Source organism: Streptomyces sp. NPDC048142 (genome assembly GCF_043202835.1).
Lineage (GTDB): Bacteria > Actinomycetota > Actinomycetes > Streptomycetales > Streptomycetaceae > Streptomyces.
This window is the reverse complement of sequence record NZ_JBIDBC010000049.1, coordinates 12,414-36,344: the sequence shown is the minus strand read 5'-3', so window position 1 is coordinate 36,344 and position 23,931 is coordinate 12,414. Positions and strand designations below refer to the sequence as shown.

The following is a 23,931-nucleotide window of genomic DNA, read 5'->3' as shown; positions in this document are numbered from 1 at the left end:
ATCTTCGAACTCGTCGACTACGGCGTCGTCGGCGACCTCTTCGCCGTCGTCCCCCAGCTCACCGAAGAGATCAACACCCGCAAGGGCTGAACCCCGGCCGACAGACCCGCTCCGGGCCGCACGGTGAACCCCACCGTGCGGCCCGTCCGCGTCGTACCGTCGTGACCGTCGTCCGCGTCGTCACCGTCGCTCTTCGGCCGGACGTGACGCCGGGTCCCGGTCCTCACGGTCCTGTGCGCCGAGGCCGAACGTGGTGAAGGCCGTGCGCTCCGGCAGCGGGTAGAACTCCTTGCCCGTCAGCGCGTTGACGATGACGGCGGAACGCCAGGCGGCCAGGCCCAGGTCCGGTGCGCCGACGCCGTGCGTGTGCCGCTCGGCGTTCTGCACGAAGACGGATCCGGCGATCTCCGGTGCGAGGACGAGCCGTTGGGCCGCGTCGACCTTCGGACGCCCGGCCTCGTCGCGGACGATGTACGGGTCGAGAGCGGCGAGCAGCGTGTCGACGGGGCGCTCCCGGTAGCCGGTGGCGAGGACGACGGCGTCGGTGACGAGCCGGCCCCGCGCCTCCTGCTGGCCGTGCTCGACGCTAAGTTCGATGCGCCCCGCCCCGGTGGTTGCCGCGCCGGTGACCTCGATGCCGGGGGTGAGCGTGACGTCGGGCCAGCCGCCGCCGAGGCTGCGTCGGTACAGCTCGTCGTGGATGTCCCCGAGCGTGTCCCCGCTGACGCCCTTGTACAGCTGCCACTGGCGCGGCAGGAGCCGGTCCCGGGCGGCCTGCGGAAGGCCGTGGAAGTAGCGGGTGTAGTCGGGGGTGAACTGCTCCAGGCCGATCTTGCTGTACTCCATGGGCGCGAACGCCGGCGTACGGGCCAGCCAGGTCAGCCCTTCCGCCCCCTCGGGCCGGGACCGCAGCAGGTCCAGCAGGACTTCGGCGCCCGACTGGCCCGAGCCGACGACGGTGATGTGGCGGGCGGCCAGCAGCCGGTCCCGCTGGGAGAGGTAGTCCGCGGAGTGCAGCACGACGGCGGCCGGGTCCTGGACCAGGTCCCGCAACTGCGGGGGGACGTGGGGCGCGGTGCCGACACCGAGGGCGAGGTTACGGGCGTGGGCGAGCCCGGTCGTGAGGGGCTCACCGTCGGGCCCCGACCGGGTGAACTCCACGGCGAAAGCCTCCCGTTCGGCGTCCCAGGCCACCGTGTCGACCCGGTGGCCGAAGCGAGTGGCGGGGAGTTCGGTACTCACCCAGCGCAGATAGCTGTCGAACTCCGAGCGGTGGATGTGGAAGCGTTCGGCGAAGTAGAACGGGAAGAGCCTGCGGCGGATCTTGATGTAATTGAGGTAGGACCAGGGGCTGGTGGGCTCGACAAGGCTCACCAGGTCGGCGAGGAAGGGCACTTGGAGGGTCGCGCCCTCGATGAGCAGCCCCGGGTGCCAGTGGAAGGCGGCGCGCTGCTCGTAAAAGACGGTGCGCAGCCCGGGTACGCCGTCGGCGAGCGCGGCGAGCGAGAGGTTGAACGGCCCTGCCCCCACCCCCAGCAGATCGAGGGGCGGCGTGCGCGGTCCCGGCGTCATCGGGTTCCTCCGGCTGGGGCCGCCGGGGCGGCAGCGGGCCGTCCCGGGCGAGTCGTGCGCAGCGTCATCGTCATGGCGACAGCCTTTCCGTCACGGAGATATCGGTTCCTTCGGCCACCGAGGCTTCGCTCACAGCACGGCCCGCCGCGCTTCCGGTCGCGGCACGGCCCGCTGCCGCCACGACGAGACTCCCGGCACACTCTCCGGGCCGGGAACCGGCGGCGTACCCCCGCTCACACCCCACGCTCCCCGGGGAGTTCGCAGGGCGGCAGGCCCTGAACGCGCGGCATGGTGAAGCCCTTCGGTCGGAGTGTGCGGCGGGTGGTGCGCAAGCGGGTCCGCGCGCAGGGCGACACCGGGGAGGAAAGATCCACCACGGGGATTTCACTAGTTAGGCTAACCTAACTCCGGGGGCGCCGATGACGTCGCCCCGCCGGGTCGTGGAAGCTACTTCGCGTACCAGGACCCCAAGTTGTTGGTTCCCGCCTCCGCCGCCCGGCGCAGCGCGTCCGTGGAGCCCAGCAGGTCGGGCGGCAGATAGCCGGAGCCGACGCCGAGTTCCCATCCGTGCACCTGGACGGCGAGGGCGGCCAGGGCAAGGGTGTCGAGCGGCAGCAGAGTGCGGGGCGCGGGGTGGGACTCCACGCTCTCCCGGTAGGTGTCGAGCCCTGCCGCCAACGCCTCTTCGAAGGCCCCCTGTTCGTCGTCGAGGAGCACGCGCAGCAGGTGCTGATCGGGGGTCGGTGCGCCTGCGGCGTCCAGCGCGGCGGCCGCCTGTTTCCACTCGTAGGCATCGGGCTTGCACAGCGGCACGGTGGGCCAGTGGCGGGGCTGGTGGCCCTCCGTCCGGGTCAGATAGAGGCACAGGGCGTCCATCGCGGCGAGGTCAGCCGGGTCCGATGTCGAGGTGAGCGGGGAATAGGGCACTTCTTCGTGGATCTCGGGCGCGTAGTCGTTCCGCAGCAACAGTCCGATCACCCGCTGCCAGTCCCATACGAGGCCGCTGACCAAGCAGATCGCGAAGGTGTCGAGCCAGGTACGGGCGGAGGGGGCCTGCGCTCCCGCGTGACCGAAGGCGGCGCTGAAGGACACGTCCTCGGTACTGAGCTTCTCGCCGATCAGCGGGAAGGGGATCTTCTGGTCGCCGTCGGGGTAACAGCCGACGCTCAACTCCCCCAGGCGGCACTCGGCCGCCGTGCGCAGCGCGGAGCGGGTCACGTCGTCGAGCGCGGCTCCCTGCGCGGTGCGCGCGGCGACGTGGTCGAGCAGTTCGTCGGCCGCTTCGGCCATGCGCCGCGGGGCCGGGTCGTCGTAGCGCATCCGGTGCCACCGTCCCGCGGTGCGTCCGACGATGCCCTCCGACGCCTCGTCCAAGCGCCGGGCATCCACCTCATGACACGTCACTTCCCGCACGTACCCCGCCCTTTCGTGATCTTCGATCCGGAAGCGGCACGCTATCAGCGGGCTCGGACATCCCCCGGGGCCGCACGGGTGCGGCCCGGTGCGGGAGCGGCGGTGGCCGCTCCCGCACCGGGCCCGGATCACGCCGCTTCGGTGGGCAGCTCCGCGCGGATCTGCCGCGCGGCGGCGACCAGGTTCTCCAGGGAGGCCCGGGTCTCGGGCCAGCCACGGGTCTTCAGGCCGCAGTCGGGGTTCACCCACAGGCGCCCGGCCGGGATGGCCTCAAGTCCCTTGCGCAGAAGGGCCGCTGCCTCGTCGGTGCCGGGGATGCGCGGGGAGTGGATGTCGTAGACGCCGGGTCCGGCCTCACGCGGGTAGCCGTGGGCGGCCAGTTCGCGGGCGACCTGCATGTGGGAGCGGGCGGCCTCCAGGCTGATGACGTCGGCGTCGAGGTCGTCGATGGCCTGGACGATGTCGCCGAACTCGGCGTAGCACATGTGGGTGTGAATCTGGGTGTCGGGCCGCACGCCGGCGGTGGCGAGCCGGAAGGACTCGGTCGCCCACGCCAGGTACGCGGCGTGCTCGGCGGCTCGCAGCGGGAGTGTTTCGCGCAGTGCGGGCTCGTCGACCTGGATCACCGAAGTGCCGCTCGCCTCCAGGTCGTTCACCTCGTCACGCAGGGCGAGGGCCACCTGGCGTGCGGTGTCGCCGAGCGGCTGGTCGTCACGGACGAAGGACCAGGCGAGCATGGTGACCGGGCCGGTGAGCATGCCCTTGACGGGCCGCTCGGTCAGCGACTGCGCGTACGTGGTCCAGCGCACCGTCATCGGCTCGGGGCGCGAGATGTCGCCCGCGAGGACCGGCGGGCGGACGTAACGGGTGCCGTAGGACTGCACCCAGCCGTGCTGGGTGGCGAGGTATCCGGTGAGCCGCTCGGCGAAGTACTGCACCATGTCGTTGCGTTCGGGCTCGCCGTGCACCAGGACGTCCAGTCCGGCCTTCTCCTGGAAGGACAGCACCTCGCGGATCTCGTCCTTGATGCGCTCCTCGTACCCGGCTCGGTCGATCCGTCCCGCACGCAGGTCCGCGCGTGCGGTGCGCAGTTCGGTGGTCTGCGGGAACGAGCCGATGGTGGTCGTCGGCAGCAGCGGCAGCCCGAGGTGGGCGCGCTGGGCGGCGGAGCGCTCGGTGTACGGCTGTGAGCGGCGGCCGTCCGCGTCGGTGATGGCCGCCGTACGGGCCCGTACCGCCGGGTCGCGGGTGAGCGCGGCACCGGCGCGGGAGGCCAGGTCTGCGCGGTTGGCGGCGAGTTCGGCCGTGATGGTGTCCGTGCCGCCGCCCAGGCCTCGGGCCAGGACGACGATCTCCTCGGTCTTCTGCTTGGCGAAGGCGAGCCAGCGGGCGATCTGCGGGTCGAGGTCGCGCTCGGCGTCCGCGTCCAGCGGGACGTGCAGCAGGGAGCAGGAGGCGGAGACGTCGACCCGGTCGGCGAGGCCGAGGAGGGTGCCGAGGGTGGCGAGCGACTTCTCGTAGTCGTTGATCCAGATGTTCCGGCCGTTGACGACACCGGCGACCAGGCGCTTGCCGGGCAGCCCGCCGGCCGCCGCGAGATCGTCGAGGTTCCCGGCGCCGGACTCGGTGAAGTCGAGCGCCAGCCCGTCGACGGGGGCCTTGGCCAGGACCGGCAGCGCCTCGCCGAGCCGCCCGAAGTAGGAGGCGACCAGCACCTTCGGCCGGTCGGTGAGTCCGCCGAGCTCGCGGTAGGCGCGGGCGGCGGCGTTCAGCTCGGCCGGGGTCCGGTCCTGGACGAGCGCGGGCTCATCCAGCTGCACCCATTCCGCGCCCGCCGCCCGCAGGTCGGCGAGGACCTCGGCGTACACGGGAAGCAACCGGTCCAGCAGGGTCAGCGGCTCGAAGTCCGCGGCCACCCCCGGGGCCGCCTTGGCGAGCAGGAGGTAGGTGACGGGGCCGACGAGCACCGGGCGCGGGGTGTGACCGAGCGCGAGGGCTTCCCCGAACTCCGCTACCTGCTTGGCGGAGTCGGCGGCGAACACCGTGTCCGGCCCCAGCTCGGGCACCAGGTAGTGGTAGTTGGTGTCGAACCACTTCGTCATCTCCAGCGGCGCGACGTCCTGTGTGCCGCGGGCCATGGCGAAGTAGCCGTCGAGGGCGTCGGCACGGATCGCTTCGCGGTGCCGCTCGGGGACAGCGCCGACCATGACGCTGGTGTCCAGGACATGGTCGTAGTACGAGAAATCACCGGTCGGCACGTCGTGGACTCCGGCCTCGGCGAGCTGCTGCCAGGTCCCCCGGCGCAGGTCGGCGGCGGTCCGCCGGAGGGTGTCCGCGTCGACGCGGCCCTTCCAGTAGCCCTCGATGGCCTTCTTCAGTTCACGGTTACGGCCCTGGCGGGGGTAGCCGTACACGGTGGCCCGTGCTGCCGCGGCTGCGGGCTTCGCTGTCACGTGACTCTCCTTCGCGAGCGTGTCTGTTGTCGCAGACCCCGGGACGGGACGCGGACGCGAAGGGATGACGCGTCGGGCGGACACCCGGGACACGTTGAACCGTGTCCGTCCGCCTGACGGTTACGCCGACCCGCCCACGAGGTCACCGGGATCTCCGCACGCGAACGGTCGCGTGCGGGCAGCGGGCAGGTCTTCGGACTCGCGGGCACGTCTGCCGGGGCACACACCTAATGGCCGTCGCTTCCCAGACCCGGCCGGGCCCAGTGCGTATGACGGCGGTCGTTCCCACTCACCGCTGCGGGGCAGTCCCGGATTTCCACCGGGTTCCCTCTTACGACACCCTGTCTGGCGGACAGGGCGAACCAGCTGCACCGGTCAGCCTAGAAGGGGCGTCCGTCCGGCGCACACCGTTGTTCACCCTTCGGACGGTGATGTGGGACACGGTGCGTCCTCCCCGGCGCCGGGGAGGACGCCCCCGCGGCGGACGGTCGCCGGGGCCCGCGCACGTTCTCCGTCCGTTCGACTGTTCGTCAAGGGCTCGCTGACCGCCAGTCAGGTCGTTCGCGTCAACTGGGCGTGACAGTGACACAGATGTAACCGAATGGCGTAGGGACTGCGGAACCACAGAGCGTCACAAGCCGTTCTTCTTCCCACTACACGGCCGCCGACCCGCGGCGAGGCCGACCGAGGAAACGGAAAACGCCAGATGAAGAAGACAGTCGGGTGGGCCCAGGACGGCGACGACTGGACGATCACCGTGAACGGCACGCTGTACCGCGCCGTCGAGCGGCCGACGGACGGCCGCGTGCACGACTACCTGGTACGGGGCAGCGACCTGACCGCCGAATGCCCCAGCCTGGGACACGGGCTCGGTGTGATCCGGGCGCACGAGTCCCGCGACTGACACCCCACAGGTCCGACGACGAGGTGCGGCGGCCGGAGCCGCCCGCGCCTCGACGCGGACCTTTCAGCCGTTCGTACGATCCGCGCCGCCCGTACGATCCGCGCCGCCCGTACGAGGGGTACCCCCCTGGTCGTCCGAGACATCCGTGTCGTCCGGACCTTGGCGCAGCAGATAGGTGTCCATGATCCAGCCGTGCCGTTCGCGGGCCTCCGCGCGCAGTCGGCTGATCCGGCCCGCCACCTCGTCGAGCGGTCCGGAGACGAGCAGTTCGTCCGGGGTCCCGATGTAGGCGCCCCAGTGGATCCACCACCCCCTGCCCGTCAGCTGGGTGAAGCTCTCGTGGCCGTCGAGCATCACGACGAGGTCGCAGTCCTCGGGGAATCCCTGGGCGAGCCGCCGGCCGGGGGTGATGTGGATGGGGCGGCCGACCCGGTTCAGGGTGACCCGGTGCCGGGCGGCGAGGGCCGAGACGCTGCTGATGCCGGGGATCACCGTGTGGCCGAATTCCACCGTTTCCCGGCCGCGGATGTCGTCCAGGATCGCGAGCGTGCTGTCGTACAGGGACGGGTCTCCCCACACCAGGAAGGCTCCGCACTGCCCGGGGGCGAGCTCCTCGGAGATCAGGCGTTCGCAGACGTCGGCACGGCGGTGGCGCCAGTCGCGCACCGCCGAGGCGTAGCGTCCGCTGTCCTGCTGGGTACGGTCCCGCCACGGGTCCTCGGCGTCGACGACGCGGTAGGGGCCGGTCAGGTGTTCGTCGAGGATGTCCCGTCGCAGCCGGGTCAGCGCGTCCTTCTCCTTGCCCTTGCCCAGTACGAAGAAGACATCGGCCCGGCGCATGGCCTTCACCGCGGCGAGGGTCAGATGGTCGGGGTCGCCGGCTCCCATGCCGATGACGAGGATGTGGCGGGGTGCGTCGCTCATGTCGGCCGATCATGCCAGGAGCGAGGCGGGGTGGACTTACTAGGACGTCCAACTATATGTTCGTGAGCAGAGGGGTGACCGGCAGGGAGCCGGCCGCCCCGAAGGCCCGTGGTGTCAGGGAAGCCGGTGTGATTCCGGCGCGGTCCCGCCACTGTGACCGGGGAGTTCGTCCTCGCAGGACATGCCACTGACGGTGCAGCAGCCGTTGGGAAGGTACGAGGACGCGCGGTGATCCGGGAGTCAGGATACCGGCCGCGGGATGTTCCGTGTTTCCACGAGGATGGAGCAGACACGCATGGCACCGGTCCGCACCCACGGCCCCGCAGGCCCGTCCCGGCGAGCGGTTTGCCCCGCCCCCTGACGGCCCCCGCCCTTCGCGTCCCCGACGGCAGGCCCCTCCGCACCCGCGCGCACCGAACCGACGGTGCGCCGTGCGCCGGTGCCGCCGCGCGCCATCCCCGGACCTCACCTGACGATCCCACCTGACGACCTCACCGACAGGAGCAGGCTTCCATGGTTCGCGAGCTCACCCATTTCATCGGCGGCAAGAACACACCCGGCACCTCGGGCAGGTACGGCGATGTGCACGACCCCAATACCGGTCTGGTCCAGGCCCGCGTGCCGCTGGCCGACCGGTCCGAGACCGGGACGGCGATAGCGGATGCCGCCGAGGCGCAGCGCGCGTGGGGCGAGTGGAACCCCCAGCGTCGCGCCCGTGTGCTGCTCCGCTTCCTCCAACTGGTCGAGAAGGAGCGGGAGTCGCTCGCCCGGCTGCTCTCCTCGGAGCACGGCAAGACCGTGGCCGACGCGCACGGTGACATCACGCGCGGTCTGGACGTGGTGGAGTTCGCCGCCGGTGTCCCGCATCTGCTGAAGGGCGAGTTCAGCGACAACGCGGGGGGCGGGATCGACGTCCACTCGCTGCGCCGGCCGCTCGGGGTGGTGGCGGGCATCACCCCGTTCAACTTCCCGGCGATGATCCCGCTGTGGAAGGCCGCACCCGCTCTGGCCTGTGGGAACGCCTTCATCCTGAAGCCCTCCGAGCGGGACCCGTCGGTGCCGCTGCGGCTGGCCGAACTGTTCCTGGAGGCGGGACTGCCGCCCGGTGTCCTGAACGTCGTCAACGGCGGCAAGGAGGCCGTGGACACCCTGCTGGAGGACCCGCGCGTCAAGGCGCTCGGCTTCGTCGGGTCGACGCCGATCGCCGCGCACATCTACGCCACCGCCGCCGCCCACGGCAAGCGGGCGCAGTGCTTCGGCGGGGCGAAGAACCACATGGTCGTGATGCCGGACGCCGACCTGGACCAGGCGGTGGACGCCCTGATCGGCGCCGGTTACGGCTCGGCGGGCGAGCGGTGCATGGCGATCTCGGTGGTCGTGCCCGTGGGCGAGGCCACCGCCGACGCGCTGGTGGCCCGGCTGACCGAGCGGATCGCCGGGCTGCGGATCGGTCGCTCGGACGACCCCGGCGCCGACTTCGGTCCGCTGGTGGGCCGCGACGCGGTGGACCGGGTCCGCGGCTATGTCGACCTCGGCGTCGAGGAGGGTGCCGAACTGGTCGTCGACGGACGGGACTTCACCCTGGAGGGGCACGAGAACGGCTTCTTCGCCGGTGCTTCCCTCTTCGACCGGGTCACCCCGGACATGCGGATCTACCAGGAGGAGATCTTCGGCCCGGTGGTGTGCGTGGTCCGAGCGGCGGACTACGAGGAGGCGCTGCGACTGCCCTCGGAACACCCGTACGGCAACGGCGTCGCCCTGTTCACCCGCGACGGCGACACCGCCCGCGACTTCACCCGGCGGGTCGACACCGGCATGGTCGGCGTCAACGTGCCGATCCCGGTGCCGGTGGCGTACCACACGTTCGGCGGCTGGAAGCGGTCCGGATTCGGGGACCTCAACCAGCACGGGCCGGACGCCATCCGCTTCTACACCCGTACCAAGACGGTCACTTCGCGCTGGCCCGCCTCGGGGATCCGGGACGGCGCGAGCTTCACGATTCCGACCATGGGGTGAGCGCCATGACCACACTGCTCACCGACGACCAGCTCGCGGTCGTCGAGACGACACTCGACTTCGCCCAGGAACATCTGGCCCCGCACGCCGTGGCCTGGGACCAGGACAAGCACTTCCCGGTCGACGTCCTGCGCAAGGCGGCCGAAGTGGGCCTCGGCGGCGTCTACGTACGGGAGGACATCGGTGGTTCCGGGCTCTCCCGCTCCGACGGGGTCCTCGTTCTTGAGGCTCTGGCCACCGGCTGCCCGTCCATCGCGGGCTATCTCTCCATCCACAACATGGTCGGCTGGATGATCGACCGGTACGGCACCGAGGGCCAGCGGACCCGCCATCTGCCGACGCTCTGCACCATGGAGCGGCTGGGCAGTTACTGCCTGACCGAGCCGGGCGCCGGGTCCGACGCCGCCGCGCTGCGCACCCGTGCGGTGCGCGACGGCGACCACTACGTGCTGACGGGGACGAAGCAGTTCATCTCCGGCGCGGGGGCCTCGCACCTCTACATCGTGCTGGCCCGCACCGGCGATGACGGGCCCCGGGGGATCTCCGCGTTCCTCGTCGAACGGGACGACCCCGGGCTCTCGTTCGGGCCCGACGAGAAGAAGATGGGGTGGAACGCCCAGCCCACCCGCCAGGTCCTGCTGGACGGGGTCCGCATCCCGGCCGACCGGCTGCTCGGCGAGGAGGGCGGCGGCTTCCGCATCGCGATGAACGGCCTGAACGGCGGCCGACTCGGCATCGCGGCCTGCTCGTTGGGCGGCGCGCAGAGCGCCCTGGACCGGAGCATCGCCCATCTCGCGGACCGGGAGGCGTTCGGCGGCCGGCTGCTCGACGCGCAGGCCCTGCAGTTCCGGCTGGCCGATATGGCGACCGAGCTGGCGGCGGCCCGCGCGCTGGTGCGGCAGGCGGCCGAGGCACTCGACCGGAACGTGGCGGGCGCCCCGCAGTTGTGCGCCATGGCCAAGCACTTCGCGACCGACACCGGCTACTCGGTGGCCGACCGGGCGCTCCAACTGCACGGCGGCTACGGCTATCTGACGGAGTACGGCATCGAGAAGATCGTCCGGGACCTGCGGGTCCACCAGATCCTGGAAGGGACCAACGAAATCATGCGCGTCATGGTCGCCCGGAGCCTGACGGGAGCCCTGCGATGACCGAGGAGACCGTACGGGTGCGCGTCGAGGGGCGTACGGGGGTGCTGACCCTGAACCGGCCCGCCTCGCTCAACGCCCTCACCCACGCGATGGTGAAGACGATCGCGGCGGCCCTGGACCGGTGGGAGCCCGACCCGGAGGTGGGAGCCGTCGTCATCACCGGGGCCGGGGAGCGCGGCCTGTGCGCGGGCGGCGACATCCGGTCCATCCACGAGGACGCCAGGGACGGCGGCAGGGCGTCGGCCGCGTTCTGGCGCGACGAGTACCGGCTCAACGCCCGCATCGCCCGCTACCCGAAGCCGTACGTGGCGGTCATGGACGGCATCGTGATGGGCGGCGGGGTCGGGGTCTCGGCGCACGGCAGCGTCCGGATCGTCACCGAACGGTCCAAGGTGGCCATGCCGGAGACCGGGATCGGCTTCGTACCGGACGTCGGTGGCACCTATCTGCTGGCGCTGGCCCCCGGCGAGCTGGGCACCCACCTCGCCCTGACCGGTGCGGTGGTGGGAGCCCGGGACGCCCTGCTCTGCGGGCTCGCGGACCACTTCGTACCCCAGGCGGACCTGCCCGCGTTCCTCGCCGGACTGCGGACCGAGGCCCCGGACCGGGTGCTCCGCCGTCACGTCCGGGACGCGCCCCCCGGTGTACTGGACGCCAACCGCACCTGGGTCGACCACTGTTACGCCGCCGGCACGGTCGAGGAGATCGTGGAGCGGCTGCTCGCCTCCGACGTTCCGGCGGCCGGAGAAGCAGCCGCCACGATCCTCGGCCGCTCGCCCACCGCGCTGAAGGTCACCCTGGCGGCGCTGCGCCGGGCACGCGAACTCGGCCCGCTGGAACGGGTGCTGGAGCAGGAGTACCGCGTCTCGTGCGCGGCGCTGGCCTCCCCCGACCTGGTGGAGGGCATCCGGGCCCAGGTGATCGACAAGGACCGGACGCCTCACTGGTCGCCCGGCACGCTCGTGGAGGTCACGGACGCGGACGTGGCCAGGTACTTCGCACCGACCGGCGGCGAGGACCTCTCCCTCGCCGCGTCCGACTCACCTCAGGAGGTGCCCTGGTGACCACGACCGTCGCCTTCATCGGACTGGGCAACATGGGCGGCCCGATGGCCGCCAACCTCTTCAGGGCCGGGCACCGGGTGCTCGGTCACGACCTCGTCGAGTCCTGTCTGTCGGCCGCCGCGGGAGACGGGGTCGAGGCGGCCCCGTCCGCCGGCCGGGCGGCGGCCGTCGCGGACGTGGTGATCACCATGCTGCCCGCCGGCCGCCAAGTCCTCTCCCTGTACGGGCCGCAGGGCCTGCTCGCCGCCGCCCGCCCCGGCACCCTGTTCATCGACTGCTCGACCATCGACGTGGCCGATTCCCGGGCCGCCCACGCGGCGGCGGAGGCGGCCGGTCACCGGTCGCTGGACGCCCCGGTCTCCGGCGGGGTGGTGGGGGCCGTGGCGGGCACGCTCACCTTCATGGCCGGGGGCTCGGAGAGCGCGTTCGCGGAGGCCGGGCCGCTGCTGTCCGTGATGGGGAAGAAGGCGGTGCACTGCGGTGCGGCGGGCGCCGGACAGGCGGCGAAGATCTGCAACAACATGATCCTCGGTGTCTCGATGATCGCCGTCAGCGAGGCGTTCGTGCTCGCCGAGAGTCTCGGCCTGTCCGACCAGGCGCTGTACGACGTGGCGTCGGCGGCCTCCGGCCAGTGCTGGGCGCTCACCGTCAACTGCCCGGTCCCCGGCCCGGTCCCGACGAGCCCGGCCAACCGGGACTACCGCCCCGGATTCGCCGCGCCCCTGATGGCGAAGGACCTCGGGCTGGCCGCCAACGCGGTGCACGCCGGCGGGGTGGACGCCGAACTGGGGCTGCTTGCGGCCGAGTTGTACGCCAGGTTCGCCGAGGGCGCGGGGGCGGACCAGGACTTCTCCGGGATCGTCCGGGCCATCCGGGCGGCCTCGTCGAACACCACCGATCCACAGAAGGGCAGCACCACATGAGCGAGACCAGCGAGAACGCGTCCACTCCGGGCCCGTACGGGACGATCCTGGTCGAGCGCCGGGGCCGCACCGCGCTGCTCACCCTGAACCGCCCCGAGGCGCTCAACGCTCTGAGCCTGGAGGTCATGCGGGAGACGGTCGAGGCCACCGAGGCGCTGGACCGGGACCCCGGCGTCGGCTGCGTCGTCATCACCGGCAGCGGCGGCAAGGCGTTCGCGGCGGGGGCGGACATCAAGGAGATGCAGCCGCAGAACTACGCGGACATGTATCTCGGCGACTGGTTCACCGCCTGGGACCGCCTCGGGCATCTCCGCACGCCCACGATCGCCGCCGTACGGGGCTACGCCCTGGGCGGCGGCTGCGAGTTGGCCATGATGTGCGACCTCGTCATCGCCTCGGAGTCGGCGGTCTTCGGGCAGCCGGAGATCCGGCTCGGGGTGATCCCCGGCATCGGCGGCTCCCAGCGGCTGACCCGGGCGATCGGCAAGGCCAAGGCGATGGACCTGTGCCTGACCGGCCGGAACATGGGGGCCGAGGAGGCGGAGCGGGCCGGACTGGTGTCCCGGATCGTCCCGGACGCGGATCTGCTCCAGGAGGCGCTCGCGGTGGCAGACACCGTCTCCGGGATGTCGGCGCCGGTCGCGATGATGGCGAAGGAGGCGGTGAACCGGTCCTTCGAGACGACCCTGGCCGAGGGCGTCCGCTTCGAACGCCGCCTGTTCCACGCGGTGTTCGCGACAGCCGACCAGAAGGAGGGCATGCAGGCGTTCACCGAGAAGCGGCCCGCGGAGTTCACACACCGCTGACCCACGCGTGGGCGCGGGATGAACCGCGCCCATGCGTGCGTTATAGACGGTTGTGTCCGGCTCATCACCGAGCCGGACCGCATAACGGAAGCTGGAGGCGGCGCTGTGCACGGTGAGTACAAGGTTCCCGGCGGCAAGCTGGTCGTGGTGGATCTGGACGTGGAGGGCGGGGCACTGCGGAACGTCCGCGTCGCCGGGGACTTCTTCCTCGAACCCGACGAGGCGATCCTCGCGATCGACGCGGCCCTGGAGGGCGCCCCGGCCAACACCGACACGGCCGGGCTCGCGGCGCGGATCGAGGCGGCGCTGCCCGACTCCACGGTGATGCTCGGGCTGAGCGCGGAGGGCGTCGCCATCACCGTACGCCGGGCGCTCGCGCAGGCCACGGAGTGGAGCGACCACGACTGGCAGCTGATCCACGAAGCCCCGCAGTCGCCCGCGCTGCACATGGCGCTGGACGAGGTGATCACCGCCGAGGTCGCGGCGGGGCTGCGGCCGCCGACGCTGCGGGTCTGGGAGTGGGACTCCCCCGCCGTGATCATCGGCAGCTTCCAGTCGCTGCGCAACGAGGTGGACCCGGCGGGCGTCGAGCGGCACGGCGTGAGCGTCGTGCGCCGGATCTCCGGCGGTGGTGCGATGTTCGCCGAGCCGAGCTCCACCATCACCTACTCCCTCGCCGTCCCGCAGTCCCTGGTCTCCGGGCTGTCGTTCGCGGACAGCTATGCCTACCTGGACGACTGGGTTCTCGAGGCCCTCGCCGACATGGGCATCAAGGCCTGGTACCAGCCGCTCAACGACATCGCCACCGAGGTCGGCAAGATCGCCGGGGCCGCGCAGAAGCGGATGGTGGGGCCGGACGGCGGGCCGGGGGCCGTGCTGCACCACGTGACCATGGCGTACGACATCGACGCCGACAAGATGCTGGAGGTGCTGCGGATCGGGAAGGAGAAGATGTCCGACAAGGGCACCCGGTCCGCGAAGAAGCGCGTCGACCCGCTGCGTCGGCAGACGGGGCTGCCACGCCGGGCGGTGATAGAACGCATGATCGAGTCGTTCCGCAAGCGTCACGGCCTCGGCGTGGGCAGTGTGACGGACGCCGAGCTGGCGCGCGCCGAGGAGCTCGTACGCACCAAGTTCGGTACGCCGGAGTGGACGGCCCGGGTGCCGTAGGCGGACCGCCGCGCCGGATGCGGGGCCCGCTCCGCCGGGTGCCGGCAGCCACCCACTCGTCCTCCGGCTCCTGCTCCTGCTCCTGACCGGCGGTCGCTCCTGACCGGCGGTTCGGTCCCTGCCCCCTTACAGGTTCCCGAACGCGAACCGCCCCGGCGGGCACGGGGCCGGCCGGGGCGGAGCGGTGAGGCGGACGGGTCCGCCTCGGATCAGGTCAGACGAGGGTCGCGATGGCCTGGTTGAACGTGGCGGACGGACGCATGACCGCCTCCGCCTTGGCCGGGTCGGGCTGGAAGTAGCCGCCGATCTCGGCCGGGGAGCCCTGCACCGCGATCAGCTCGGCGACGATGGTCTCCTCCTGCTCGGCCAGCGTCCTGGCGAGCGGCGCGAACGCCTCGGCGAGCTTCACGTCGTCGGTCTGCCGCGCCAGCTCCTGGGCCCAGAAGAGGGCCAGGTAGAAGTGGCTGCCCCGGTTGTCGATGCCGCCGAGGCGACGGCTCGGGGACTTGTCCTCGTTGAGGAAGGTGCCCGTCGCCCGGTCCAGGGTGTCGGCGAGGACCTGGGCCCGCGCGTTGTCCGTGGTGGTGGCCAGGTGCTCGAAGCTGACCGCGAGGGCCAGGAACTCGCCCAGGCTGTCCCAGCGGAGGTAGTTCTCCTTGACGAGCTGCTGGACGTGCTTGGGGGCCGAGCCGCCCGCGCCGGTCTCGAAGAGGCCGCCGCCGTTCATCAGCGGGACGACGGAGAGCATCTTCGCGCTGGTGCCGAGCTCCAGGATCGGGAAGAGGTCGGTGAGGTAGTCACGCAGCACGTTGCCGGTGACGGAGATGGTGTCCTCGCCGCGGCGGATGCGCTCCAGGGAGAAGGCGGTGGCCTCCTCCGGGGTCTTGACGGAGATGTCCAGGCCGTCGGTGTCGTGGTCGGCGAGGTACGTGGTGACCTTGGCGATCAGGTTGGCGTCGTGGGCGCGGGTCTCGTCCAGCCAGAACACGGCCGGGTTGCCGGTGGCGCGGGCGCGGGTCACGGCGAGCTTGACCCAGTCCTGGATCGGCAGGTCCTTGGTCTGGCACATCCGGAAGATGTCGCCGGCGCCGACGGCCTGCTCCAGCACTGCGGTGCCGTTCGTGTCGACGACGCGCACGGTGCCGGTGGCGGGGATCTCGAAGGTCTTGTCGTGGCTGCCGTACTCCTCGGCCTTCTGCGCCATCAGACCGACGTTGGGCACCGAGCCCATGGTCGACGGGTCGAGGGCGCCGTTGGCGCGGCAGTCGTCGATGACGACCTGGTAGACACCGGCGTAGCTGCTGTCCGGGAGGACGGCGATGGTGTCGGCCTCGTCGCCGTCGGGGCCCCACATGTGACCCGAGGTGCGGATCATGGCGGGCATGGAGGCGTCGACGATGACGTCGCTGGGGACGTGCAGGTTGGTGATGCCCTTGTCGGAGTCGACCATCGCGAGGGCGGGGCCCTCGGCGAGCTCGGCCTCGAAGGACGCCTGGATCTCGGCGCCGACGTCCGGCAGGGAGTCCAGGCCCTTGAGGATGCCGCCCAGGCCGTCGTTCGGGGTGAGGCCCGCCGCGGCGAGCTGGTCGCCGTACTTGGCGAAGGTGTTCGGGAAGAAGGCGCGGACCGCGTGGCCGAAGATGATCGGGTCGGAGACCTTCATCATGGTGGCCTTCAGGTGCACGGAGAACAGCACGCCCTCCGCCTTGGCGCGGGCCACCTGAGCGGTGAAGAACTCGCGCAGCGCGGCGACGCGCATGACGGCCGCGTCGACGACCTCGCCCTTCAGGACGGGTACGGACTCGCGGAGCACGGTGGTGGTGCCGTCGTCGCCGTGCAGCTCGATGCGGAGCGAGCCGTCCTCGGGGATGACCACGGACTTCTCGGTGGAGCGGAAGTCGTCGACGCCCATCGTGGCGACGTTCGTCTTCGAGTCGGCGCTCCAGGCACCCATGCGGTGCGGGTGGGCCTTGGCGTAGTTCTTGACGGAGGCGGGGGCGCGGCGGTCGGAGTTGCCCTCGCGCAGCACCGGGTTCACGGCGCTGCCCTTGACCTTGTCGTAGCGGGCGCGGACGTCCTTGTCAGCGTCGGTCTGCGGGTCGTCCGGGTAGTCCGGGAGCGCGTAGCCCTGCTCCTGGAGCTCGGCGATGGCCGCCTTGAGCTGCGGGATCGACGCCGAGATGTTCGGCAGCTTGATGATGTTCGCGCCGGGCGTCCTGGCCAGCTCGCCGAGCTCGGCGAGTGCGTCATCGATACGCTGCTCGGCCTTGAGGTGCTCCGGGAAACCGGCGATGATCCGCCCCGCGAGGGAGATGTCACGGCGCTCCACCGTGACGCCCGCGGTCGAGGCGTAGGCCTCGACGACGGGCAGGAGCGAATAGGTCGCCAGGGCAGGGGCCTCGTCGGTGTGCGTATAGATGATGGTCGAGTCAGTCACCGGGTGCTCCGCTCCACGTCTGCAACATTGCTTGACATCAAGATATCTCTTCACCGTGCCGGGCTCCACAAGGCCCCCGCACGGCTTCACTCACCGTGGGCGCGTGAGCGCCCCGGGCCGGGCCCTCACCGCCCGGCGTGAGGCGCTGGGGCGGCGTTACGGGGCCGGAGCCCGCGTTACGGGGCCGGTGAGGCCATCGCCCCAGCGGCGTTACGGAGTCGGCGGCCGGTGGTCGTACCAGCGCAGGTCGTCCTCCAGCCGGGCGGCGAGGGCGATCAGCCGCTCCTCGCTGCGGGAGGGGCCCAGGAGCTGGGCGCCGACGGGGAGCCCGGCCCGGGTGAAGCCGGCCGGGACGTTCACGCCGGGCCAGCCGAGGACGTTCCACGGCCAGGCGTACGGGCAGGCGGCGGCCATGGTGACGTCGGTGCGCCAGGCGCTGAGGCGGTCGAAGGTGCCGATACGGGGTGGGGGCGCGGCGGTCGTCGGGGTGAGGAGGACGTCGTACGTGTCGAAGAGGGCGCCGATCCTGCGGTGCTGACGCACTTCGCGGGCGCGGGCGGCCCGCACCACCCGCCCGCCCAGCCGCGTCCCGGTCCGCAGTGCGCTGCGGGTGCGCGGGTCGAGCAGGGCCGGTTCGGGGTGGCGGGCGGCGAATTCGGCGATGCCCACCGTGGCGCGGGGCACGAAGGCGAGGCCGATCAGCCCGTACCGGGGGCGGGCCTCCTCGACGTGGTGGCCGAGCCGGGCGAGGGTCTCGGCGAGCGCGGTGACCGCCCGGCGCACTTCCGGGTCCGGTGCGGCGCCGGTCAGGGTGAGCGGGGGCCGCCAGGCGAGGGCGATGCGCAGCCGGCCCGGGTCGCGGCGGGCGGCGTCGGCGGCGCGCACGGCGGGCGGGCGGTGGAAGTCGGCGGGGTGGGCACCGGCGGCCGCGTCCAGCAGGAGCGCCGCGTCGGCCACTGTACGGGCGAGAGGGCCGTTGACCGTGAGGCCCTGGAAGGCGTCGTGGTGCGGGTGGACGGAGACCCGGCCGCGCTGGGGCTTGATGCCGACGAGGTGGGTCCAGGCGGCGGGGATGCGGACGGACCCGGCACCGTCCGAGCCGAGGGCGGCGGGGACGAGTCCGGCGGCGACGGCCGCCGCTGATCCGCCGGAGGAGCCGCCCGGGGTGTGCGCGGTGTTCCACGGGTTGCGGGTGGCGCCGAAGGCGGGCCCTTCGGTGAAGGGCCACTGGCCCAGTTCGCAGGAGTTGGTCTTGCCGACGACGATCGCCCCGGCGGCGCGCAGCCGACGGACCGCCTCGCTGTCGGCGGCGGCCGGGGGCAGCTCCCCGTCGCAGCCGAAGTGGGTGGGCAGGCCCGCCACATCGGTGTCGTCCTTGACGGCGACCGGCACGCCGAGCAACGGCAGCCGCTCCCCCGCCGCGAGCCTGCGGTCGGCCTCCGCCGCCTCGGCGAGGGCCGCCTCGGCGCGCAGGTGGCGGAAGGCGTTGAGGGTGGGCCGGGTGGCCTCGATGCGGGCGAGGGCGTCGGCCACGAGCGCGGTGGAGGTGGTGGCGGCGTCGGCGAGCCGGCGGGCGCTCTCCGCGAGTCCGGGCGCCGGGGGCGGAACGGGGGTGGCCGGGCGGGGCGCGCGACCGGGGTCCCGTACGGCCGGTCCGGTCTGCTCGGTGGGCTCCGCTGAGGACATGGGCGTGCCGCCTCCCTCGTGTCGCGGGGCCGGCCGGTCGTCTCGTCCCGGCTGCGCCCACACGTACTTACTGGAGGGTAACGAGAGGAGGCGGCCCGCTCAACCGTTCCGGCCGTTCCGGCGGACGGGGAGCGCTTCCCGGTGGCCGTGCCGCCCATGCGCTTCGTCCCCACGACGAGGTACATGGGTCTCCGTAAGTTGTTAGGCGGCCCGGGAGGGCCGGGTGTGGCTTATGGGTCTCTGCCATCAGTGGCTTCGAAGGAGTGGCCGCCCGGCTCTCCGGGGCGCCCTGGCTGCTGATTGAGATGTGCGCGCTTCGTGCGGTCGCTGATTACGGAGATGACAGCGGGGTGTTCCTCGGGCCGACGGCATGCCGAACGGTGCGAGGAGGGGCGAGTGAGCGAGCGACGGGCCCGGGTATGGGCCGGAATCGATGCGGGCAAGGGGCATCACTGGGCTGCGGCGGTCGACGAGACCGGTGCGACGCTGTGGTCGAAGAAGGTCGACAACGACGAGTCGGCGATCCTGACCGCCATGGGCGAGATCCTGGACCTCGCCGACACGGTCCACTGGGCGGTGGACATCTCCGGCACGTCCTCCGCACTGATGCTGGCCCTGCTCGCGGCCCACGGCCAGCAGGCCGTCTACGTGCCCGGCCGCACGGTCAACCGCATGTCGGGGGCCTACCGGGGTGAGGCGAAGACCGACGCCCGCGACGCCTACGTCATCGCCGAAACCGCGCGCACCCGCCGGGACTTCGCGGCAATCGGCGTGCCCGCCCAGCTCGCCGCCGACCTCGCACTGCTGACCGCCCACCGCTCCGACCTGGTGGCCGACCGGGTCCGGATGATCAACCGGCTCCGCGACACGCTGACCGGCGTCTTCCCCGCACTGGAACGGGCCTTCGACTACAGCTCGCAGAAGGGCGCACTGGTCCTGCTGACCGGCTACCAGACGCCCGCCGCGATCCGCCGCCGCGGCCGGGCCCGGCTCACGGCCTGGCTCGCCAACCGCAGCGTCCGCGGGGCCGACGCGGTCGCCGCGACAGCCTTGGAGGCGGCCCAGGCCCAGCAGACCGCACTGCCCGGCGAGGACGCCGCCGCCCAGATCGTCGCCGACCTGGCCGCGCAGATCCTCGCCCTGGACGACCGCCTCAAGCACATCGACAAGCAAATCCGCGAGACATTCCGCACCCACCCACAGGCGGAGATCATCGAGTCCCTGCCCGGCATGGGCCCGATACTCGGCGCCGAGTTCGTCGTCGCCGCCGGCGACCTGTCGGCCTACGCCGACGCCGGTCACCTGGCCTCGGCGGCCGGGTTGGTGCCCGTCCCGCGCGACTCCGGCCGCCGCACCGGCAACCTGCACCGCCCCAAGCGCTACAGCCGCCGCCTGCGCAGGGTGTTCTACATGTCCGCGCAGACCAGCATCATCCGCGAGGGCCCGAACCGGGACTTCTACCTCAAGAAGCGCGGCGAAGGCTGCAAACACGTCCAGGCCGTCATCGCCCTGGCCCGCCGACGGGCCAGCGTCCTGTGGGCTCTCCTGCGCGACAACCGAGTCTTCACCCCCGAGCTGCCGGTCGCGCAAGCGGCTTGACTTCGTCATTGAGACTCCTTCGTGGCGCGTGCGGGCGCGTGCGGGCGCGTGCGGGCGCGTGCGGGCGCGTGTGCGTGCGTTCTCGGGGTGCGTGTTACGTGACCCGGGCGGGATGCGTGTTACGTGACCCGGGCGGGATGCGTGTTACGTGATCCCGGGCGGGATCGCCGCGGCTTTCCCACGCTCCGTGGCCGAGAACACCGCGGCGCTTCACTCCCCGTGCGCGCACCGGGCGGTGCCCCTGGACCCGGCGTACGCTCGAACTGTGCCGGTCACCATGGATCGCGGGGCCCTGACCGGGGCCTTTCCGAGGAGGCGATGTGAGCGGACACCGATGGGCCGCGCGGGCGGCCGCGGGCGCGGCGGCCGTCGCCCTCACCGTGACGGGTGGCGCGGTCGCACAGGCTGACGACGACATCGACTCGCTCGCCGCCGAGGAGATCGTCGACCTCTCGCGCGACGCCCTGCTCGATGTGCGGTCCCTGCATCTGAGCGCGCGCGGCAGTATCGACGGGAGCGGGGCGGACGTGAGCCTCGACCTCACCCTGGACCGTGAGGGGAACTGCACGGGCGGGATCGACATGGGCGGCGACGGTTCGGTGGAGATCGTGAAGCGCGGCGACGACGTCTGGCTGAAACCGGACGCCGCGTTCTGGGAGAGGCATGTGCCGATCGGCGGCTCCACCTTCGACGCGATCCTCGACGGCCGCTACATGAAGGCCTCGGCCGACCACCCCCGGCTGCTCGGTGTCACCGAGGTCTGCGATCTCGACACCTTCCGCGAGCTGATCGCGGACAACGCCGGCACCGCGGACCGGGGCACGCTGACGAAGGGCGAGAGGACCGAGGTGAACGGCACACCCGCCGTCCCGGTGACCAGGGTCGAGGACGGCGAGCGCCTGACGGCCTACGTGGCCGCCGAGGGCACGCCGTACCCGGTGCGGATCACCGTGCGGGACGCCGGCGAGGAAGGGACCGTGGACTTCTCCGGCTTCGACCGGCCGGTGCCGACGGCCACTCCCCCGGCGGACGAGACGGTGGACGTCACGGCCCTGCTCGGCCGCAGCGTCTCTCCTCTCTAGCTCGGGCCGACGCACTCCCGTACAGCGCGCACCCCTACAGCGCACCCGTACAGCGCACCCGAGCGGTCAGGTGGTCAGGGCCGGGATCACATCGACCGGTCGGTCCGGGCCCGGGGAGCGCCGGTGATCCCGATACGCACGTCGCGCCGGCCTGTTCCGCGGATGGCTTGATGGAACTTTGACCGACGCGTCCTAGCATTCTGACGACCGAGGAGCTAATCACCGCTTCTCGGTGTTTCAGCATGTCAAAACGATTCACATGGAAGGTCGGAGTGCCTTCGCACCGCTCCGGCCTTCCCGAAAACGCATGGGAGCTTTCATGGCGGACAACAATCTCTCTCCCGTCACGGTCATAGGTCTGGGGCTCATGGGGCAGGCCCTCGCCGGTGCGTTCCTCAAGGCTGGTCACCCGACCACCGTGTGGAACCGCTCGTCCCAGAAGGCCGACGAGCTTGTTCAGCAAGGGGCGGTCCTCGCTTCGTCTCCTGCGGACGCGGTCGCCGCGAGTGAGCTTGTCGTCGTCTGCGTGTCGACCTATGACGTGATGCACGACATTCTCGACCCGCTGGACGGTGCCCTTTCGGGTCGCGCTCTGGTCAACCTGACTTCGGGCTCTTCCGAGCAGGCCCGCGAGACCGCCGTGTGGGCCTCCGAGCGAGGCGCCGACTACCTCGACGGCGCGATCATGGCCATTCCGGCGACCATCGGCGGCGCCGAGGCGATCCTCTTCTACAGCGGTTCCGACACGGCGTTCACCACGTACGAGTCGGCCTTGAAGGTGCTCGGCGGCCGGACGACGATGGTGGGCGAGGACCCGGGTCTCGCGGTTCTCTACGACGTCGCGCTGCTCGGGGTCATGTGGGGCACGCTGAACAGCTTCATCCACGGTGCCGCTCTTCTCAAGAGCGCGGGTATCGAGGCCGGCACGTTCCTGCCCTGGGCGACCTCGTGGCTCGACGCCGTCAAGTTCTTCGCCACGGACTACGCGGGGCAGATCGACGCGGGCGACAAGAAGTACCCGGCGAACGACGCCAAGATCGAGACCCACTTCGCGTCGATCGAGCACCTGCTCCATGAGAGCCAGACGCAGGGCGTGAACACGGAGCTTCCCACGCTCGTCCACGAACTGGCGAAGCGGGCCATCGCCAAGGGCCACGCCGAGAACAGCTACGCGGCCATGATCGAGCTGTTCCAGGACCCCAAGGCCTCGTAGTCGCGCGGCCCTCGGATCGCCTGTCGAACCGAGGGCCGACCACTTCCCTGGATCCCGTCCGATCTCCCCGATCGGGCGGGATCCGTGCGTCGGAGACGCAACGGACCGCGCGCCGCCATCACGAAGGCGCTCGCCCGGCCCCGGAAGGCCGGGGCGAACGCCGTCGTGAGCGGGATCAGAGGAAATCCGTCTCCGGGTCCAGGCCGAGAAGCACGCGCCCCTGGACCTCCAGGTTGGCGTTGAGCTGCACCAGCGCGTGCAGCGACAGCCCCTGGATGTCCCGCTGGAACCGCTGCAGGTCGACGCTGCGCTGGATCACCGAGCCGCCGCACGCCCGGAACAGCAGCTCGACCGCCTCCCTGCACAGCTCCACGGCGAAGGCCGTCTGCCCCCGGATCGCGGCCTTCTCCTCGACCGTCGGCTGCTCGCCCGCGTCGGCACGCTTCTGCAGCACTTCGAGCCAGCGGGTCGACAGCGCCTCGGCCGCGTCGATCTTGTTGGCGGCTTCGGCCACCTGAACCTGGGTGAGCGGGTAGAGGCTCTGCTCGGTCCAGTTGGTGTAGGTGATCCCCCGCCCGGGGAGCCGCTCGACGAACAGCTCGTGCGCACCGCGCGCGATGCCGATGAACACGGCTGCGACATCCGCGAGGATGTATCCGAGGAGCCCGTAGTTACGTCCGGTCGCCCCGGCGTTGGAGCGGTCCGCGGTCGTGCCCACCATGGCTTCCTCGTAGGAGACCACGTGGTGCGCGGGAACGAAGACGTCCTTGGCCACCGTCGTCGCGCTTCCGGTGCCGGCGCCGGCCGAGACGTCCCAGTCGTCGACCATGGTCAGCCTGTCCATCGGGACCATGGCGATGACCTCCTCGGACGATCCGTCCGGCCGTTGCACCATGCCGGCCGCCAGGTTCCAGTGGGCGCCCCGGCAGCCGGAGTTGAACTTCCAGCTGCCGTTGAGGGTGTAGCCGCCCTCGACGGGCGTGAGGGTGCCGCTCGGAGCGAAGACGATGGAGACCCGAACCGAGCCACCGGCGAAGATCTCCTCCTGGGCCCGGTCGGAGTAGAGCCCCGAGGCCCAGGCGCTGGTCACCCACACCATGGTGAGCCAGCCCGTGGAGGGACAACCGCGGGAGATCTCGGAGATGACCCTGCTCTGGTCGGCCACGCCCAGCTCCAGGCCCCCGAAGCGCCGGGGAACCGCCATGCGGAACACTCCCGCCTTTTCCAGGAGTTCGATGTTCTCCTCCGGGATCCAGCGCTGGTCCTCCGCTTCGCGGCCGTTCTTGCGCAGCGTGGGAACGATGCTCCGCACGGCATCAAGCAGCGATATCAGCTCATCATTCGTGGACACACCGGCTCCTTGCTATGGCTGAGATTCCGTGACCATGGAAAACGTGCGGCGCCGAACGGAACGCATTCATGGTTCAGCACCCACGATTTTCACCACCCACGATACTGACGGAGCGTAAGGATGGGGCCATGCTTTGGTAACCACGAAGCAGCAGGAGGGTCAATTAC

Annotated in this window: 17 protein-coding genes and 2 riboswitches; of the genes, 10 read left to right on the top strand and 7 right to left on the bottom strand. The window is 71.5% G+C overall.

What is annotated here, in order from left to right:
* Positions 1 to 180: 180 nt before the first annotated feature.
* The 3 genes from ACGF2Y_RS34695 to metE all read right to left on the bottom strand — a co-directional run bounded on the left by ACGF2Y_RS34695 (position 181) and on the right by metE (position 5,438).
* Positions 181 to 1,572, bottom strand: coding sequence for a lysine N(6)-hydroxylase/L-ornithine N(5)-oxygenase family protein (locus tag ACGF2Y_RS34695; protein WP_392955647.1), 1,392 nt, complete (start codon positions 1,570 to 1,572; stop codon positions 181 to 183).
* Between the two features lie 447 nt (positions 1,573 to 2,019).
* Positions 2,020 to 2,985: an Imm49 family immunity protein gene (locus ACGF2Y_RS34690; RefSeq protein ID WP_392955645.1), complete on the bottom strand. Its 966-nt coding sequence runs from the start codon at positions 2,983 to 2,985 to the stop codon at positions 2,020 to 2,022.
* A gap of 128 nt (positions 2,986 to 3,113) precedes the next feature.
* A complete protein-coding gene (metE, locus tag ACGF2Y_RS34685) occupies positions 3,114 to 5,438 on the bottom strand; it encodes a 5-methyltetrahydropteroyltriglutamate--homocysteine S-methyltransferase (protein ID WP_392955643.1) in 2,325 nt (774 codons plus the stop codon).
* Positions 5,439 to 5,604: 166 nt separating this feature from the next.
* Positions 5,605 to 5,820, bottom strand: a riboswitch (cobalamin riboswitch).
* A gap of 324 nt (positions 5,821 to 6,144) precedes the next feature.
* On the opposite strand from metE, the gene ACGF2Y_RS34680 reads away from it, so the two are divergent.
* Complete coding sequence (locus ACGF2Y_RS34680) at positions 6,145 to 6,342, top strand: hypothetical protein (RefSeq protein WP_392955641.1); 198 nt, start codon at positions 6,145 to 6,147, stop codon at positions 6,340 to 6,342.
* Between the two features lie 63 nt (positions 6,343 to 6,405).
* Here the strand turns inward: ACGF2Y_RS34680 and cobF are convergent, their stop codons facing one another.
* Positions 6,406 to 7,266, bottom strand: coding sequence for a precorrin-6A synthase (deacetylating) (gene cobF, locus ACGF2Y_RS34675; RefSeq protein WP_392955640.1), 861 nt, complete (start codon positions 7,264 to 7,266; stop codon positions 6,406 to 6,408).
* Positions 7,267 to 7,358: 92 nt separating this feature from the next.
* Positions 7,359 to 7,538: riboswitch (cobalamin riboswitch) on the top strand.
* A gap of 241 nt (positions 7,539 to 7,779) precedes the next feature.
* On the opposite strand from cobF, the gene ACGF2Y_RS34670 reads away from it, so the two are divergent.
* The 6 genes from ACGF2Y_RS34670 to ACGF2Y_RS34645 all read left to right on the top strand — a co-directional run bounded on the left by ACGF2Y_RS34670 (position 7,780) and on the right by ACGF2Y_RS34645 (position 14,396).
* Positions 7,780 to 9,282, top strand: coding sequence for a CoA-acylating methylmalonate-semialdehyde dehydrogenase (locus tag ACGF2Y_RS34670; RefSeq protein WP_392955638.1), 1,503 nt, complete (start codon positions 7,780 to 7,782; stop codon positions 9,280 to 9,282).
* Between the two features lie 5 nt (positions 9,283 to 9,287).
* A complete protein-coding gene (locus ACGF2Y_RS34665; RefSeq protein ID WP_392955636.1) occupies positions 9,288 to 10,433 on the top strand; it encodes an acyl-CoA dehydrogenase family protein in 1,146 nt (381 codons plus the stop codon).
* The gene (locus tag ACGF2Y_RS34660) at positions 10,430 to 11,497 is read left to right on the top strand and encodes an enoyl-CoA hydratase/isomerase family protein (RefSeq protein ID WP_392955635.1); all 1,068 of its coding nucleotides are present in this window, start codon (positions 10,430 to 10,432) and stop codon (positions 11,495 to 11,497) included. Before ACGF2Y_RS34665 ends, ACGF2Y_RS34660 begins: the two co-directional genes overlap by 4 nt.
* Positions 11,494 to 12,420, top strand: coding sequence for a 3-hydroxyisobutyrate dehydrogenase (gene mmsB / locus ACGF2Y_RS34655; protein WP_392955633.1), 927 nt, complete (start codon positions 11,494 to 11,496; stop codon positions 12,418 to 12,420). Before ACGF2Y_RS34660 ends, mmsB begins: the two co-directional genes overlap by 4 nt.
* Positions 12,417 to 13,226, top strand: coding sequence for an enoyl-CoA hydratase (locus ACGF2Y_RS34650; protein ID WP_392955632.1), 810 nt, complete (start codon positions 12,417 to 12,419; stop codon positions 13,224 to 13,226). The genes mmsB and ACGF2Y_RS34650 overlap by 4 nt, the downstream gene beginning before the upstream one ends.
* A gap of 105 nt (positions 13,227 to 13,331) precedes the next feature.
* On the top strand, positions 13,332 to 14,396 hold the full coding sequence (locus ACGF2Y_RS34645; protein WP_392955630.1) for a biotin/lipoate A/B protein ligase family protein: 1,065 nt from the start codon (positions 13,332 to 13,334) through the stop codon (positions 14,394 to 14,396).
* Between the two features lie 214 nt (positions 14,397 to 14,610).
* Here ACGF2Y_RS34645 and ACGF2Y_RS34640 read toward each other — a convergent pair whose 3' ends face one another.
* Positions 14,611 to 16,833, bottom strand: coding sequence for an NADP-dependent isocitrate dehydrogenase (locus tag ACGF2Y_RS34640; protein WP_392955629.1), 2,223 nt, complete (start codon positions 16,831 to 16,833; stop codon positions 14,611 to 14,613).
* Between the two features lie 210 nt (positions 16,834 to 17,043).
* A complete protein-coding gene (locus ACGF2Y_RS34635; protein ID WP_392955627.1) occupies positions 17,044 to 18,519 on the bottom strand; it encodes an amidase in 1,476 nt (491 codons plus the stop codon).
* Positions 18,520 to 18,915: 396 nt separating this feature from the next.
* Between ACGF2Y_RS34635 and ACGF2Y_RS34630 the strand changes: the two genes are divergently transcribed.
* From ACGF2Y_RS34630 to ACGF2Y_RS34620, 3 genes are all read left to right on the top strand, one after another.
* The gene (locus tag ACGF2Y_RS34630) at positions 18,916 to 20,118 is read left to right on the top strand and encodes an IS110 family transposase (RefSeq protein WP_392955626.1); all 1,203 of its coding nucleotides are present in this window, start codon (positions 18,916 to 18,918) and stop codon (positions 20,116 to 20,118) included.
* Positions 20,119 to 20,438: 320 nt separating this feature from the next.
* Positions 20,439 to 21,200 carry a hypothetical protein gene (locus ACGF2Y_RS34625; protein ID WP_392955624.1) on the top strand — a complete coding sequence of 254 codons (762 nt, stop codon included), beginning with the start codon at positions 20,439 to 20,441 and terminating at the stop codon, positions 21,198 to 21,200.
* Between the two features lie 319 nt (positions 21,201 to 21,519).
* Positions 21,520 to 22,413 carry an NAD(P)-dependent oxidoreductase gene (locus tag ACGF2Y_RS34620; RefSeq protein WP_392955622.1) on the top strand — a complete coding sequence of 298 codons (894 nt, stop codon included), beginning with the start codon at positions 21,520 to 21,522 and terminating at the stop codon, positions 22,411 to 22,413.
* A gap of 175 nt (positions 22,414 to 22,588) precedes the next feature.
* Here ACGF2Y_RS34620 and ACGF2Y_RS34615 read toward each other — a convergent pair whose 3' ends face one another.
* The gene (locus ACGF2Y_RS34615) at positions 22,589 to 23,764 is read right to left on the bottom strand and encodes an acyl-CoA dehydrogenase family protein (RefSeq protein ID WP_392955620.1); all 1,176 of its coding nucleotides are present in this window, start codon (positions 23,762 to 23,764) and stop codon (positions 22,589 to 22,591) included.
* Between the last annotated feature and the right edge of the window lie 167 nt (positions 23,765 to 23,931).